The 15809-nt window shown below is 38.4% G+C and carries 14 protein-coding genes; 9 read left to right on the forward strand and 5 right to left on the reverse strand.

Features of this window, described 5'->3' with window-relative positions:
* Positions 1-35 precede the first annotated feature (35 nt).
* The 4 genes from nuoL to FN756_RS01155 all read left to right on the forward strand — a co-directional run bounded on the left by nuoL (position 36) and on the right by FN756_RS01155 (position 5349).
* Positions 36-1922: an NADH-quinone oxidoreductase subunit L gene (gene nuoL / locus FN756_RS01140; RefSeq protein WP_142600749.1), complete on the forward strand. Its 1887-nt coding sequence runs from the start codon at positions 36-38 to the stop codon at positions 1920-1922.
* The gene (gene nuoM / locus FN756_RS01145) at positions 1919-3472 is read left to right on the forward strand and encodes an NADH-quinone oxidoreductase subunit M (RefSeq protein WP_142600750.1); all 1554 of its coding nucleotides are present in this window, start codon (positions 1919-1921) and stop codon (positions 3470-3472) included. Before nuoL ends, nuoM begins: the two co-directional genes overlap by 4 nt.
* Positions 3459-4895 carry an NADH-quinone oxidoreductase subunit N gene (locus FN756_RS01150; protein ID WP_142600752.1) on the forward strand — a complete coding sequence of 479 codons (1437 nt, stop codon included), beginning with the start codon at positions 3459-3461 and terminating at the stop codon, positions 4893-4895. The genes nuoM and FN756_RS01150 overlap by 14 nt, the downstream gene beginning before the upstream one ends.
* A gap of 124 nt (positions 4896-5019) precedes the next feature.
* Positions 5020-5349: a heavy metal-binding domain-containing protein gene (locus FN756_RS01155; RefSeq protein WP_142600754.1), complete on the forward strand. Its 330-nt coding sequence runs from the start codon at positions 5020-5022 to the stop codon at positions 5347-5349.
* An 84-nt stretch (positions 5350-5433) separates the two neighbouring features.
* Here FN756_RS01155 and odhB read toward each other — a convergent pair whose 3' ends face one another.
* The 3 genes from odhB to FN756_RS01170 form a co-directional block, all read right to left on the reverse strand.
* Positions 5434-6654, reverse strand: a complete 1221-nt coding sequence (gene odhB / locus FN756_RS01160) for a 2-oxoglutarate dehydrogenase complex dihydrolipoyllysine-residue succinyltransferase (protein ID WP_142600755.1) — start codon at positions 6652-6654, stop codon at positions 5434-5436.
* A 106-nt stretch (positions 6655-6760) separates the two neighbouring features.
* Positions 6761-9547, reverse strand: a complete 2787-nt coding sequence (locus tag FN756_RS01165; RefSeq protein WP_142600757.1) for a 2-oxoglutarate dehydrogenase E1 component — start codon at positions 9545-9547, stop codon at positions 6761-6763.
* Between the two features lie 221 nt (positions 9548-9768).
* Positions 9769-10683, reverse strand: coding sequence for a MerR family transcriptional regulator (locus FN756_RS01170; RefSeq protein ID WP_142600759.1), 915 nt, complete (start codon positions 10681-10683; stop codon positions 9769-9771).
* A 285-nt stretch (positions 10684-10968) separates the two neighbouring features.
* On the opposite strand from FN756_RS01170, the gene FN756_RS01175 reads away from it, so the two are divergent.
* The 4 genes from FN756_RS01175 (at position 10969) to FN756_RS01190 (ending at position 13875) form a co-directional block, all read left to right on the forward strand.
* Complete coding sequence (locus FN756_RS01175; RefSeq protein WP_142600761.1) at positions 10969-11625, forward strand: TetR family transcriptional regulator C-terminal domain-containing protein; 657 nt, start codon at positions 10969-10971, stop codon at positions 11623-11625.
* A gap of 40 nt (positions 11626-11665) precedes the next feature.
* Entirely contained in the window at positions 11666-12973 is a 1308-nt protein-coding gene (locus FN756_RS01180) for an ABC1 kinase family protein (protein WP_142600762.1), read from the forward strand.
* A gap of 108 nt (positions 12974-13081) precedes the next feature.
* Positions 13082-13516 carry a CBS domain-containing protein gene (locus FN756_RS01185; RefSeq protein ID WP_142600764.1) on the forward strand — a complete coding sequence of 145 codons (435 nt, stop codon included), beginning with the start codon at positions 13082-13084 and terminating at the stop codon, positions 13514-13516.
* 53 nt (positions 13517-13569) lie between these two features.
* Positions 13570-13875 (forward strand): GNAT family N-acetyltransferase, encoded by a 306-nt coding sequence (locus FN756_RS01190; protein ID WP_142600766.1) that lies wholly within the window; start codon positions 13570-13572, stop codon positions 13873-13875.
* A gap of 1 nt (position 13876) precedes the next feature.
* Here FN756_RS01190 and FN756_RS01195 read toward each other — a convergent pair whose 3' ends face one another.
* Positions 13877-14212 (reverse strand): (2Fe-2S) ferredoxin domain-containing protein, encoded by a 336-nt coding sequence (locus FN756_RS01195; RefSeq protein ID WP_142600768.1) that lies wholly within the window; start codon positions 14210-14212, stop codon positions 13877-13879.
* Between the two features lie 106 nt (positions 14213-14318).
* Between FN756_RS01195 and FN756_RS01200 the strand changes: the two genes are divergently transcribed.
* Entirely contained in the window at positions 14319-15227 is a 909-nt protein-coding gene (locus FN756_RS01200) for a TIGR01777 family oxidoreductase (protein WP_246085391.1), read from the forward strand.
* Positions 15228-15320: 93 nt separating this feature from the next.
* On the opposite strand, the gene FN756_RS01205 is transcribed toward FN756_RS01200, so the two are convergent.
* Positions 15321-15803, reverse strand: a complete 483-nt coding sequence (locus FN756_RS01205; protein ID WP_142600771.1) for an FKBP-type peptidyl-prolyl cis-trans isomerase — start codon at positions 15801-15803, stop codon at positions 15321-15323.
* Positions 15804-15809 lie beyond the last annotated feature (6 nt).

A 15809-nucleotide genomic window follows, 5' to 3' on the forward strand; every position in this document is an offset into this window, starting at 1 on the left:
TTATTTCTTGTGTCTTTTATCTAAACTCTCTATAAATGCAGCATTTACTATGGCTCATACCTACACTTCCTCTTGCCGGCTTCCTTATTCTGGCTCTGGGCAGGTATTTATCACGAACGACTGTAGCACTAGTCGGAGTAGGAAGTGTTTCATTATCTGCATTAATCACCATAATCATTGGAGTCAACTTTATTTCAAATCCACCGCCTTCGGGCGCCTATAGCCAGTTTCTATGGACCTGGTTTAATGCAAGTGGTTTTGCGCCTAAAATATCACTCTATCTGGATTCACTTTCATTGGTATTTGTATTTGTTATCACCTTTGTAAGCGCATTAATTCATTTGTATTCTTCAGAATTTATGATTGAAGACAAAAGCTATGCACGCTTCTTCGCCTACATGAACCTCTTCGTATTCTCCATGCTCATTTTAGTTTTAGCAGAAGATCTACTTTTAATGTACTTAGGATGGGAAGGTGTTGGCTTGTGCAGTTTCTTGTTAATAGGTTTTTGGTACGAGAAACAGGAAAACGGCCTGGCTGCCCAAAAAGCCTTCATTATCACCCGTATCGGCGATACAGCGATGGCTATTGGCTTATTCATTTTATTCTATCAGTTTCAAACGCTGCATATTCCTGCATTGCTACAAGGAGCAAGCAATAAATGGCAAATTGGAGCACCTATTGCCTGCACCGTTGCCTTATTGCTTTTAGCAGGAGGTATAGGAAAATCAGCACAATTACCGTTGCAAACATGGCTACCTGATGCCATGGCAGGTCCTTCACCGGTAAGTGCATTAATTCATGCTGCGACAATGGTTACCGCCGGAGTTTACCTCATTGCACGCATGCATGTCATTTTTGAACGGTCCCCATTCACACAACATTTAGTTGCAGTAATCGGCGCCGTCACTTTGCTTTTGGCCGGATGTTCGGCGTTGGCTCAATTTGACATAAAACGGGTTTTAGCCTATTCCACCATCAGTCAAATTGGTTATATGTTTTTGGCATTGGGCGTTGGGGCATGGTCGGCCGCTATATTCCATTTCATGATCCATGCTTTTTTTAAAGCTTTATTGTTTTTGGCTGCAGGTGCAGTAATCGAAACTCAGCATCATGAACATAACATGTTTAAAATGGGAGGACTGAAAGACAAAATGCCTTTAATCTTTTGGACCTTTCTGGCAGGAGCAATGTCATTAGCCGCCCTTCCGCTCGTTAGCGCAGGATTCTACAGTAAAGATCAAATTCTATGGTATGCCTGGTCAGCTGAAAAAGGAACTGCATGGTTATGGCTCGCAGCTTTAATCGGTGCCCTTATCACAGCTGCTTACACCACCCGAATGATCATCCTTACCTTTTTCGGGGAATCGAAAACGCCGCTAGGCCATCTCCCCGGCATGCGTATTACCATTCCTCTGGTAATACTTGCTGTACTTTCTATCACAGCAGGCTTCATTGAATTACCACACAATTTCGGGCAGGTAACGATCTTCTCTGATCTGGTTCAAAAAACATTGCCTGAAACACGTATGCAAGCTGGTGTCGAATCCGAATTTGCTTTTCAGCTTATTGCAGCAATAATTGGTTTATCAGGAATTTATTTGACATGGTGGACATATGCAAAAAATCCGGGGATAATTGACAAATTGAAGAGCCAGGCATTACCGTCAACACTACATCGCTTATGGTTTTCGGGCTGGTTTTTTGATACTATCTACAATGCATTATTTGTAAAACCCTTTAAAACAATTACATCTATAAATAAAAATGATTTCATTGATCAAATCTATACTGCCTTAGTCCAATTTACCAATACGCTTAATCGCATTTTATCACTTAGCCAGTCGGGTTCACTGCGTTGGTACATCATGGGTATAATAATGGGCAGTATCATCATTCTCACATTAAACATCTTGTTATGATACTCGGGTGGTTAATCATATTGCTTATGGCTGGCGGTTTGCTGGCGTGGCTCTCCGGAAAATGGGAGCCCTACTTACCTAGAACGATTGCGCTGATTAGTATATTAATTGTATTTGGTTTGGGTTTAACGATCTGGATAAGCCATGCTTCTCTTTCATTTTATGATAACGATGGCTGGATCATCGATTTCAAACGAATCTGGATTCCTGACTTTGGCATCAGTTTCCATCTGGCAATGGACGGCTTGAGTTTAATTATGGTGATATTAACACTTTTTCTCGGAGTGTTATCTATATTATGCTCCTGGGATGAAATTCAAGAGCGACAAGGTTTTTATTATTTCAATCTACTTTGGATTTTGGCTGGCATTGTAGGCGTATTTCTTGCAACGGACCTCTTTCTGTTTTATTTCTTCTGGGAAGTAATGTTGATACCTATGTACTTACTTATTGGCATTTGGGGTAGCGAAAACCGCATTTATGCTTCATACAAATTTTTCATTTTCACCCAAGCCAGCGGGTTGTTGATGCTTCTGGCGATTCTGGGTTTGTATTTTATAAACGGCCGCAATACCGGTCATTATAGCTTTGATTATTTCGATTTACTGAATGCGGAAATTGCACCAACGGACGCCAAATGGCTAATGCTGGGATTTTTGATTGCTTTTGTAGTGAAACTTCCTGTCTTTCCTTTTCATACCTGGCTACCCGATGCCCATTCGGAAGCCCCAACCGCAGGAAGTGTCGTTTTAGCGGGACTTATGCTAAAAACCGGAGCCTATGGAATTCTCCGTTTTGTAATTCCATTATTCCCTCAAGCAACTGCAGAAATTGCCTGGCTCGCCATGTTAATCGGGGTGATAGGCATTATTTACGGTGCCGTACTAGCCTTCGCTCAAACCGATTTAAAACGACTCGTAGCTTATACCAGCGTAAGCCATATGGGCTTCATCATGCTCGGCGCTTTTTCCTTTAATGAATTAGCGTTACAAGGTGTTTTGTTACAAATTATCACACATGGACTCAGTACCGGGGCTTTGTTTATACTAGCTGGAAGTTTAAAAGAACGATTACATACCCGTGATATCAACAAAATGGGTGGCCTTTGGGCTGATGCTCCGGGAATAGGAACTACAGGATTGATATTCGCGATGGCCTCATGCGGATTACCCGGCCTTGGCAATTTCATAGCTGAATTCATGATTCTAATGGGTGCATTCAAAGCCAATATTCCGCTTGCCGTAATTGCTACCATCGGACTGGTTTTATCTGCTATTTATTCCCTCCGATTAATGCAGAAGGTTTTCCTTGGGCCGAAAACCGATGAACATTCAATAAAAGATTTTTCGCTCCGGGAGATAATCATCATGGCAAGTCTAACAATTGCTATTATTTGGACTGGAGTATATCCACAGCCTATTATTAATACTGTAAATTCAAGTATTTCAAAACTAAAAGAATACTACTCTTCTGCAGTAATGATCGAAGAACCTATTGTAAAAAAAGAGATCAAATATCTACCTAAATCCATTGACAATGACGGTAAGTGATTTAAACGCTTTGATGCCATTAACGATCATTGCCGTAGCCTCGGTTGTGATCATGTTACTTATTGCCTTTAAATTGAATCATAAAATCATACAGGCTATATGTGCATTGTCGTTCATAGTTTCGTTAGTATCGCTATCCAATCGGCCTAGTTATTTATCTAATTCTCTTCATCAGCTTTTTATTATTGATGGATTTTCAATTTTCGTTTTAGCATTGATCTTATTTTCGGGTTTAGTAATAAACGTTTTTTCATATATCTATTTCGAAGAGAAAGAGGAAAACCCAAAGGAATATTACATTTTGCTACTGCTATGCACTTTGGGTGCTGAAGTATTGGTTATCAGCAATCATTTTTTTCCTCTTTTTATAGGATTGGAGATTCTAAGTATTGGACTTTATGTGCTTATTGCTTATTTGCGCACCCGCAACTTCGCCATTGAAGCTGGTATAAAATACCTGATGCTGGCCGCATTTTCATCAGCTTTTTTATTATTCGGGATGGCGCTAATTTATACTGATACGGGCACCATGCAATTCAATTTAATAGCTGATCATCTGAATAAACTTGGAATGCCATCAATTATTTTTCTCGTGGGATTTGGACTAATGTTGATTGCCATTGGCTTCAAACTTGCATTGGTACCTTTTCACATGTGGACGGCCGATGTTTACCAAGGAGCGCCCTTACCGGTTACTGCATTTATTGCCACGGTTTCAAAAGCTGCCATGTTTACAGTGTTGATTCATTTTTTTAACACCATTGGCAGCAATCGTTTTCAAATATCAACCTTAATAATTACCCTCATTGCCATTGCTTCAATGCTAATTGGGAACCTTTTAGCCTTGAATCAACAAAACCTTAAACGGCTTTTGGCCTATTCTTCCATTGCTCATTTAGGATATCTGTTGTTTGCATTTTTATCCAGTAACAAACTGGGTATTGAGGCCGTAAGTTTCTACTTATTTGCCTATTTCATTACCACATTGGGCGCTTTCGGCGTAGTAACCATTCTATCAAGCAAAGAACAGGATGCTGATCATATTGATAATTATCGTGGCTTATTTTGGCATTCTCCAATAGCAGCAATTGTAATGACAATTGCTCTGCTTTCCCTAGCCGGAATTCCATTAACAGCAGGTTTCATTGGAAAATTCTACATTCTAAGTGCAGGAATTGATGCCCATCTCTGGATGCTGGCAATTGTATTGGTACTAAGTAGTGTGATTGGATTATTCTATTATTTGAGAATTATTACAACGATGTTTTCTAAAGGAGATAAACATATTATCAAAGAAAATTTACTGCATCCTGCTTATTATATTTTGAGTGCTTCAACACTTCTTTTCCTAACCATTTGCATGATTTGGTTCGGAATTTACCCCATCCAGATAATTTTATTTATAAGAAGTGTATTGAATTAGAATTTCATTAAAAAAACAAACAAAATAGCTGAAAATCAATAATTTAGATTGATTCATGCATAATAAGTTCGTAAGTTTAACAGTTCCGAATTAACCAATAAACTAAATCCAAAAATTTATCGTAATGAAAACTCTAATCTTATTAATTACAATTACCTTTCTTGGTATTACAGCTAATGCCCAGGATAACACTAAGGGCAAAATGAAGAAAATGAACAAAGTGAGTACTATGGAGGTTATGTATATCTGCCCAAAATGCAATTATATGTCAACAAAAGCAGGTACGTGTCCTCATGATAAAGTGGCCTTAATAAAAGAGGGTACTTACTATTGTACAATGGACCTTGACCAAACCAGTGATAAACCAGGCAAATGTGCTAAATGCGGCATGGATTTGACCAAAATGGAACGTAAAGACATGAATGACAAAATGGAGAAAGATAGTGTTAAATAAAGCCTTACAACCGCTGGGATTATAAAGAAAGCCTTCCCGTTAATCAGGAAGGCTTTCTTTTATCTAGAATCTTTAGTCTAAAAACTAAACTCCTAACAACAATCTGGTAGGATCTTCTAATAATTGTTTCACACGAACAAGGAAACCAACTGACTCACGACCATCAATAATACGGTGATCATAAGAAAGTGCGATGTACATCATCGGGCGAATAACTACTTGTCCTTTTTCAGCAACCGGACGCTCAACAATGTTATGCATACCTAAAATAGCCGATTGTGGAGCATTAATAATTGGAGTCGACATCATTGAACCAAATACACCACCATTAGTGATTGTAAAGGTCCCTCCGGTCATTTCTTCAATGCTTAATTTATTTTCACGGGCCTTTAAAGCCAAAGCCAATACAGCTGATTCAATTTGAGCAAGGCTCATTGAGTCTGCATTGCGAATTACGGGAACAACTAACCCTTTAGGAGCTGAAACCGCGATAGAACAATCAACAAAATTGTTGTAAACGATCTCTTCTCCTTCGATACGAGCGTTTACTGAAGGATATTCTTTTAATGCTTCGCAAACCGCTTTAGTGAAGAATGACATGAAGCCAAGACCAACACCGTGTTTCTCTTTGAATTTATCTTTGTATTGCGCACGAATTGCCATGATTGGCGACATATCTACTTCATTGAAAGTAGTTAACATTGCAGTTTCATTTTTAACAGCAACTAAACGTTTTGAAATTGTCTTACGCAGGTTCGACATTTTTTCACGTTTTTCTTCACGAGAACCAAAAACGGCAGGTGCAGCAGCAAGTGGAGCAGCTTTTGCAGGTGCTGCAACAGGTTTAGCGCTCGCTTTCTCTGCATCTTCTTTGGTTATTCTACCATCTTTGCCAGTACCGTTTACATCCTTAGCATCAATTCCTTTTTCAGACAAAATTTTTGAAGCAGAAGGAGAAGGATGACCCGTTGCATAATTCGCAGAAGCGGAAACAGGCGCAGGCGTTGCTACAGTTGCAGCATTAGCAGCAACTGCTTTCTCTTCTTTTACAGGGGCAGCAGCCGGAGCAGCACCTTCCTCAATAGCACAAATTACTGCACCAACCGGAATAGTATCGCCTTCTGCAGCTTTTGTTTTTAGTACACCAGCTTTTTCAGCGGTTAATTCAAAAGTAGCTTTGTCAGATTCAAGTTCAGCAATGACCTCATCCATCTCAACAAACTCACCGTCGTTTTTAATCCAACGCGACAAGGTAACTTCTGTTATTGATTCGCCCACTGCGGGCACTTTCATTTCAATAGCCATGATTTATTGGGGTATTTCTTGTATTCGTTACTTATTTATAAACGAAGTAGGATACATGAGTAATAAGTAGTTTTACTCTATCTCATAAATCCTACTTCATATTTTATTAATCTACTTTTTCAGTCTTTTTTACTGCTTTTTTCACCGTTTCTTTCACATTAGCATCAACTTTACTTGCAAAAGCACGGCTGATTATGTTAAGCTGTTGAACAACGTGAAGTTTAGCGTAACCGGTTGCCGGGCTGCTCGATTCCTGACGAGCGATAACTTCAATTGGCTCGCGGCGTAAATGACGAACAATCCATGGCCATGCTCCCATGTTTTCAGGCTCTTCTTGTACCCAGAAAATTTCTTCAGCATTGCTGTATTTTTCTTTGATCGCATTGTATTGCTCCATCGGGAACGGATACATTTGCTCAACACGAACAACAGCTACATCGTGGCGTTCATCTTTTTGCTGCTGATCAAGTAATTCATAATAGATCTTACCTGAACAGAACAACACTTTTTTCACATTTTTAGCTTTTACTGATGCATCATCAATGATTTCCTGGAAACCACCGGTAGTAAAATCTGCGAGTGGGCTTACGCATGCCGGATGACGCAATAAACTCTTAGGAGAGAATACAGTTAACGGTTTACGGTATTCCGTTTTAAGCTGACGGCGCAACGCATGGAAAATCTGTGCTGGGGTAGTAAGGTTAACAATGTACATATTGTTATCTGCACAAAGCTCCAGCATACGCTCAATACGCGCTGATGAGTGCTCTGGGCCTTGACCTTCAAAACCATGTGGCAATAACATGACAAGGTTATTACTACGTTGCCATTTGGTTTCGGCACTTGCAATATATTGGTCAATCACAATTTGAGCTCCGTTCACAAAATCACCAAACTGAGCCTCCCAAATTGTTAACGCATTTGGAGATGCCATTGCATAACCATATTCAAAACCTAATACTCCGTATTCAGAAAGGTGTGAGTTGTAAATTTCAAATGGCGCACCAGGTTTAGCAACAGTAGCCACCGGGGTGTATTCTTCATCAGAATCTTCAACTTTTACCACTGCATGACGATGTGAAAATGTTCCACGCTCTACGTCTTCACCACTGAAACGAACACGGTGACCTTCATTCACTAAAGTAGCATAGGCAAGCAATTCACCCATTGCCCAATCGAAAGTTTTGGTTTCATTAACCATTTTCTTACGATCGGCAAACAACTTTTCAATTTTGTTGATGAACTTTTTATCTTTTGGAAGATCAGTGATTGCATTACCTAATTCAACAATTGTTTTTGCATCTACTGAGGTATTTACTGACTTATAAAAATCAGCAGGAGTAGCAAAGCGTAACCCTTTCCAAGCACCTTGTAAAACAGGCTTTTCAAATACCGGTTGTTGTTGTTTTACCTCATCCAAACGTTCTTGAAGCATTTTGCGGAAACTCTTATCCATTTCTTTCGCCAGGTTAGCATCAAAGCTTCCTTGCGATTGTAATTTTTGAATATAGATTTCACGTGGATTTGGATGCTTGTCGATTGATTTATATAAAGTTGGCTGAGTGAAACGTGGTTCATCTCCTTCATTATGACCATAACGACGGTAGCAAAGAATATCAATAAACACATCATTATGGAAAGTTTGACGATATTCCATTGCCAAATTAATAGCATAAACCAATGCCTCAACATCATCACCATTTACATGGAAAACCGGCGCAAGAATAACTTTAGCAATATCAGTACAATACGTACTTGAACGCGCATCTTTGAAGTTAGTGGTGAAACCTACCTGGTTGTTAATTACCAAGTGAACTGTACCACCTGTTTTGTAAGCGTCCAACTTAGCCATTTGTAAAACTTCATACACAATGCCTTGTCCGGCAACTGAACCATCACCATGGATTAATATTGGAGCTAATTTTGTGTTATCGTTATTGTATTTCTGATCAATTTTAGCACGAGCAATACCGGTAACCACGCCATCAACTGTTTCAAGATGTGAAGGATTTGGGCATAAGCTCAAATGCATAGTTTTACCTTTAGCCGTTTCTACATCCGTTGAAAAGCCCATGTGATATTTCACATCGCCACCGAAAGGAGCACTTTCGTCGTAATTTTTGCCTTCAAACTCAGTAAAAATATCTTTATAGGTTTTGTTCATGATATTGGCTAACACGTTCAAACGACCGCGGTGAGCCATACCAATTACAAACTCTTCAATTCCTAAATCCGAACCTTTTTCAATAACAGAATCCAAGGCAGGAATAAGTGCCTCAGCTCCTTCAAGTGAAAAACGTTTTTGGCCTAAAAATTTTGTATGCAAAAAGTTTTCGAAAACGACTGCCTGATTAAGTTTATGAAGAATGCGCTTCTTCTGATCAATGTCGAATTTCGGTTGATTACGACCGACCTCCATTTTATCCTCAAACCACTTAATTTTTAATGGATTACGAATAAACTTATATTCAGCACCAATTGATTGGCAGTAAGTATCTTCTAAAAGTTGATGTATGTCACGTAATTTAGCTGGGCCCAATCCTACTTCAACGCCTGCATTGAAAACGGTGTCGAGATCTGCATCACTCAAACCAAAAGTTTCCAATTCCTTACCGGGAAAATATTTACGACGCTCACGAACCGGGTTTGTTTTAGTGAATAAGTGGCCTCGAGTACGATAGCCATTTATCATGTTTAAAACATTAATTTCTTTGAGAACATGCTCTGGTGTTTCATATCCAGCGGCAGGCGCTCCGGAATTTTGTCCGAAATCGAAACCTTCGAAGAATTTTTGCCAGCCAAATTCAACCGATTCAGGGTCTTGTTTATACTGCTGGTATAGAGATTCTATGTACGAAGTGTGGGCGTTGTTAAGATACGTGAGGTTATCCATGCGTGTAATATATACCTAAAAATGTATGAGAAGCAAAAATAGTTATTTACACTGTACAGACAAGGCTGTAATTCATAAAACTGTGATTTTAACTAAGAAATCTCAACACAATCCTCATATAACAGATAAGCTTGATACATTATCCGCATCACAGTTAAACAAGCGATTATATATTTCCTTGCAATTACCCATTGAAGAGAAACCTGTCGAGACACCCTGATTTAGCAAGTAAAATAGAGATTGTTGACTTCGGTGTCGTTCGTAATAAAATCAATCAACTCAGGCACATGCCGAACCACCTTTAATCGTTCATGCGGCTCAATAGTATTATTCAAAACCAATGAACCCGATACTAATAAAGTCCAGCGAGGTAAGGTTTCCAACATTTTTTGAACAAGCTGATTCGGACAAGTAAAGTGGGTGCTACTAATCAAAAATGTGATTATATAATCAGGATCATAAAAACTGGCCACCTCTTCCAAATCATCTAGTGGCAGGTTTTGCCCTAGATATAGTACGTGATGACCGCGTGATTTGATAAGGTAATTAGCAAAAAGCAAGCTGATTTCATGCGTTTCACCTTCGGGCAAAAACAGCATGTACTTACGAGCCACCTTACTGCTCACCGTTTCAATAGAATGAATCGCGGCAATTAAACGTTGTTTAATTAAATGAGTAATAAAGTGTTCATGCGCGGGATTTATTGTTCCTACCTGCCACATCATCCCCACCTTATGCAAGAAGGGATATATAACATCAAGCATGGTTTGTTCGATACTAAGAGAAGTAATACTATTCTCCATTGTTTGGTTAAACATCAACTCATCGAGAGCTAACATCGCATTACACAATGAATTAATAGTACATGAACATCCGTTCACCTCACATTCGGAAAGTTTTAAAATACGAGAACTGATTTCTTTATTGCTCATTTTGGCAATTTCGGAGATGCGAAGGCCTGAGTCCAGAAGGAGGGAAATATTTAAGAATTTTCTAAGGTCTTGATCATCATAGTAGCGAATATTCGTTTCCGTTCGTTTAGGAGTTATTAAACAGTAGCGCTGCTCCCAAACACGGATGGTATGCGCCTTAATATTTGTCAAACATTCTATATCACTAATCGAAAACTTTTTCACCTTACTTCAATTACTTTTGATTAACAAAAACTGCTACCACTTGTTTTTTTAAACTATAAATTGATTTACAGCCGATTAAATAAAACTCTCCCACGATCCGAACTTACGGCCTTATACTAAAAAACAGAAATTTTTATTAAAAAACATAGCCGAAACACCGGTGTAGTTCAATAACCTCATAGCGGTGCAGATTGTTTTCACCCAACACTTACCTTCCTTAACGACTCTTTTTCAAAACCAATTACAGAACGTAACGTTATTGATTTACAAGACCATGATGCAGCTATGAACACAAAAGAAAAACTCGAAAACGCATATATTGATTATGTGCTGAGTAATAACGAACAACCCAAATCGGTTTACATTTTTACCAAATCATTAAAATTGAAAGAAGACGACTTTTACACACATTACAACTCCTTTGAAGCAATTGAAAAAAGAATCTGGCAGCAGCTCTTTACCCAAACAATGGATATTATTAAATCACAAGAGACTTATGCAGGTTATAATGCCAGAGAGAAAGCTCTTTCCTTCTTTTACTCCTTTGTTGAAGTACTGAAATCGCGTCGCAGCTTTATTATTTACAGCTTAAAACACACCGAAAGAAGTATTTCTACACCAGCAGTTCTTCAAAACGTGAAAGAAGAGTTCTCGAAGTTTTCACTTGAGATTATTAATGAAGGCATGGATAACAATGAACTCTCCGATCGGAAATACATTAGCGACCGATATAAAGATGCCTTGTGGTTACAGTTTTCGTTCATTCTTAATTTTTGGATTCACGACGACAGTCCGGACTTTGAGAAAACGGATGAGGCTATTGAAAAAGGAATTAACGTAACTTTTGACTTGATGAGCAGAAGCCCGATTGATAACTTAATTGAATACGGCAAATTCCTGGTCAAAAACTCCAAGTTCAAACCCGATTTTATTTTCAAATAATACCTCAATGTAAATTTCATCGCAAATCCTGAAATCCTTTATGAAAGAGCAAAATAGCATACCGGTATCAAAAGTAGAGCGTTCAGCGAAGTTTGTAACAACCGGCGCCAAGGTGGGAATAAATTACCTGAAGCATTATTCAAAAAAAATGGTTAACCCTAATCACTCTAGGGAGGAATTGAACAAAGAAAATGCGGAAGATATTTATAATGCATTAAGTAAATTAAAAGGCAGTGCTCTAAAGATTGCCCAGATGCTGAGCATGGATAAAAACATACTCCCCAAAGTTTATTCCGACAAGTTTTCACTTGCGCAGTATAGTGCGCCACCTCTCTCAGGACCATTAATTGTACGCACTTTTTCAAAACACTTCGGCAAAACCCCAGATCAGATTTATGATACTTTCAATATAAATTCAAAACATGCGGCTTCCATTGGGCAGGTTCATCAGGCTACCAAAAATGGCAAGAAACTAGCGGTTAAGATACAATATCCGGGAGTTGGCGATAGCATCAGTTCTGATTTAAGGCTTGTAAAACCTTTCGCATTTCGATTATTAAACATGAGTGAAGCCGAATTGCAGGTTTATATGGGAGAAGTTGAAGAAAAACTATTAGAAGAAACCGATTATATTTTAGAAGTTCAGCGATCCATTCACTTTTCGACAGTATGCAAAGACCTAAAAAACACCATCTTCCCAACCTATTATCCTGAATTATCGAGTAAAAGAATCATCACAATGGATTGGCTGGAAGGAATTCACCTTAAGGATTTCTTGAAGAAAAAGCCCTCACAGGAACTTCGCAACAAAATCGGTCAGGCTCTTTGGGATTTTTATAATTTTCAGCAACATGAATTACGCGCAGTCCATGCCGACCCACACCCTGGCAATTTCCTGATTACTCCGGATGATCAATTAGGCATTATTGATTTTGGTTGTATTAAAGAAATTCCAGATGATTTCTATTATCCTTTTTTCACCTGTTTATTCTCCAACATTTTTGACGACAGACATAAAACCATTGAGTATTTCAGAAAACTCGGTCTCATTTTAAAATCCGATACTCCAAAACAAGTAGAATTCTATTATAAAAATTATAAAGCGATGATTAGCTTATTTGCTCAACCTTACCAACAGGCGGAATTTGATTTCAGCAAACCAGCCTTTTTTGATGAATTATTTGCCTGGAGCGAAGAAGTAACCACAAACCCCAAACTCAAACAAGCCAGGGGGGCTAAGCACTTTTTATATTTCAACCGAACCAATTTCGGATTGTATTATATTCTACATGATCTCCAGGCTCAGGTAAAGACAGACACATTCAGGCCGCATCGGTTGAATGAATAGGAGTGAATGAATAAAACCATTATTCTATCATTTTTAACTATTCTACCACATCGTCCTCTCTTTTATATCACGTTAAAAATCACTATATTAAGACAAAAATCAACTGAAATGTTAAAAGTAAAAGACATCCTTGAACGAAAAGGAACTAACATTTATGCAATTGATGCGGAAGAAACTGTTTACGATGCATTAGAAATGTTGGTTGAAAAAAACATAGGAGCTTTGGTTGTTACCGATCATGGTCGACATATTGGTGTATTCACTGAACGTGATTACGCCCGCAAAGTAATTCTTAAGGGTAAAGCATCCCGTGAAACACGTGTACATGATATTATGAGCGACACTTTTCATACCGTTAGCCCCAATGAAGGGGTTGAAGAATGTATGGAACTGATGACCCGCTATCGTGTTCGACATTTACCGGTGGAAGAAGATGATAAACTAGTTGGGCTAATATCAATTGGTGATTTGGTAAAATACCTGATGGATATTCACCAAATGATTATCGATGATCTCGGCCATCAAATTACAGACGGTAAATAAAAAAAGTTAATTCCCCTTTCAAGTCATATCCTCAAACTAAAACATTTTTTACCATGAACACATCTCCTATTCAGATCAACGTTATTGAAAACACAATAGTCAAACATTTTGAAGCTAAAGTAAACGGCTACATTGCATTTATTGAATATAGGAGCTCTGGAGGTTATATTTACCTAAACCATACTGAGGTTCCAATAGAGCTGGAAGGAAAAGGCATTGCAAAACAATTAGTTGAAACTGTTTTAGAAATGATAGAAACTGAGGGAAAATTATTAGTACCCTTATGCCCTTATGTTGCAGCCTACTTAAAAAAACATCCAGAATGGAAAAGAATACTGGCACCAGGATATACCGTTTAATCTATTTTGATTGAAGCTCTTTCAACTTTTGTAAATCCATCACTAATCGTTCTACAATACGATCATTAGCGATATGCTCGTGAACGATTTCTTTCACATCAGCTAGTTGTACCTTTCCATAAAATACTCCTTCAGGATAAACCACTACGGACGGCCCTAACTCACAGGTTTCCATACAACCCGCACGCTGTGCTCGAATCTCTGTATTCAATCCTAAATCCTTAATTTGTTTTTTGAATTCAGCTACTAATGCTAAGCCATGCTGTTCACCGCAACAAATTCTAGTCCCCAGCGCTCGTTGATTCGTACAAACAAAAATGTGTTTAGTATATTTCATTAATCGTTTAAAGTTTTTAATCGAAACAAAGGTAAAGAATATTAGTTCTGCTAATACCAACATCTAATTCTTGATAATGAATCTCGAAACTTAAAACTATAAAATCATGTCTTCAGTACTTATATCAGGCGGGAGTGGATTAGTAGGCCATCGACTAACAGAACTCTTGTCAGCGAGAGGTTATAGTGTTTCATGGCTAAGCAGATCATCTACAACTCAAACCTCTATTCCTATAAATACATACAAATGGAACGTCGAAGAACAAACGATCGATCCAAAATCAATTTCGGAGGTGGATTATATTATTAACCTTGCCGGGGCCGGAATTGCTGATAAACGCTGGACAGAATCACGTAAAAAAGTAATACTGGAAAGCCGAACAAACAGTGTGAATCTACTGAGAAAAACATTGGCCGTTACACCAAATAACGTAAAGGCATTTATTTCAGCATCAGCTATTGGCTATTACGGAGAGCGAGGAGACCAATCAATGAATGAAAATGATACTCCGGCGAATGATTTTTTAGGCAATTGCTGCGTCGAATGGGAACGGGCCGTTGATGAAATCGATAAATTAAACATTCGCACGGTTAAGGTAAGAACTGGTGTTGTATTAAGCCTTGAAGGAGGTGCCTTGCCCAAAATGGCTCAACCAATAAAATTAGGACTGGGAGCAGCTTTAGGCAACGGCCACCAATGGATGAGTTGGATACATATCGATGACCTGTGCAATATTTACATTAAAGCGATTGAAGACGAACAGTTTTCAGGAGCGTATAATGCAGTGGCCCCTCTCCCGGTCACTAATGCGCAGTTAACAAAAACTCTTGCATCAGTAGTACATAAACCTCTTTGGTTACCCAACCCACCAGCTTTTATTCTAAAATTAGCTTTGGGAGAAATGAGCTCCGTGATATTAAGTAGCACAAAAGTTTCTGCCGAAAAACTAAAAAATGAAGGCTTTCAATTTCAATTTCCCACAATTGATATCGCCTTGAAACAACTTTATAGTTAATGCAACCTGTATTTTAATTTGATGGAGAAAAAGCGGAATAATAAATAAAAAAAGAGCTTAGGATAACCAAGCTCTTTTTACAACTTCCTTACTCTAATTAGTAACTGTTTGCAGTGTAATATCAAATACGGTAACTGAACCTCCAGGTATTGGACCATTTGCACAAGTTCCATAACCTAATCGAGAAGGAATTAACAGGAGTATTTCCCCGCCCTCCTTTATTTTAGGCAAACCTTCTATCCAACCTGCAATCAACTGACCCAAAACAAAATTAATTGGATAATCCGCCTTATCAAACTCTAAACCATTGGTGAGTGAACCGGTGTAAGATAAAGTAACCTGTGAGTTAACTGTTGGAGTGGCTCCTTCGCCCGGAGTAATAATTTTGTAATGCAAACCAGTTGAAGTGCTTTGAACATCAGTAAGTCCTTTTGATGTTATATACGCTTCAATTACCTGTTGATCTTTTGCATCCTGAGTTGCACTTGGAGTATTCATACAAGGTTGTTCACTTTTCAAACAACTTGAAAAAACGACACTTCCGATAAGCGACAGGGTTAATAAAACTTTCTTCATAATCTC

The organism is Solitalea koreensis, from assembly GCF_900182575.1.
Taxonomy (GTDB): Bacteria; Bacteroidota; Bacteroidia; order Sphingobacteriales; family Sphingobacteriaceae; genus Solitalea; species Solitalea koreensis.

Bases quoted from the DNA above. Each gene is read 5' to 3' on its own strand.
- FN756_RS01150 (WP_142600752.1), top strand. From the start codon at position 3,459: ATGACGGTAAGTGATTTAAACGCTTTGATGCCATTAACGATCATTGCC.
- FN756_RS01175 (WP_142600761.1), top strand. From the start codon at position 10,969: ATGAACACAAAAGAAAAACTCGAAAACGCATATATTGATTATGTGCTG.
- FN756_RS01200 (WP_246085391.1), top strand. From the start codon at position 14,319: ATGTCTTCAGTACTTATATCAGGCGGGAGTGGATTAGTAGGCCATCGA.
- FN756_RS01185 (WP_142600764.1), top strand. From the start codon at position 13,082: ATGTTAAAAGTAAAAGACATCCTTGAACGAAAAGGAACTAACATTTAT.
- nuoL (WP_142600749.1), top strand. From the start codon at position 36: ATGCAGCATTTACTATGGCTCATACCTACACTTCCTCTTGCCGGCTTC.
- nuoM (WP_142600750.1), top strand. From the start codon at position 1,919: ATGATACTCGGGTGGTTAATCATATTGCTTATGGCTGGCGGTTTGCTG.
- FN756_RS01155 (WP_142600754.1), top strand. From the start codon at position 5,020: ATGAAAACTCTAATCTTATTAATTACAATTACCTTTCTTGGTATTACA.
- FN756_RS01180 (WP_142600762.1), top strand. From the start codon at position 11,666: ATGAAAGAGCAAAATAGCATACCGGTATCAAAAGTAGAGCGTTCAGCG.
- odhB (WP_142600755.1), bottom strand. From the start codon at position 6,654: ATGGCTATTGAAATGAAAGTGCCCGCAGTGGGCGAATCAATAACAGAA.
- FN756_RS01190 (WP_142600766.1), top strand. From the start codon at position 13,570: ATGAACACATCTCCTATTCAGATCAACGTTATTGAAAACACAATAGTC.
- FN756_RS01205 (WP_142600771.1), bottom strand. From the start codon at position 15,803: ATGAAGAAAGTTTTATTAACCCTGTCGCTTATCGGAAGTGTCGTTTTT.
- FN756_RS01165 (WP_142600757.1), bottom strand. From the start codon at position 9,547: ATGGATAACCTCACGTATCTTAACAACGCCCACACTTCGTACATAGAA.
- FN756_RS01195 (WP_142600768.1), bottom strand. From the start codon at position 14,212: ATGAAATATACTAAACACATTTTTGTTTGTACGAATCAACGAGCGCTG.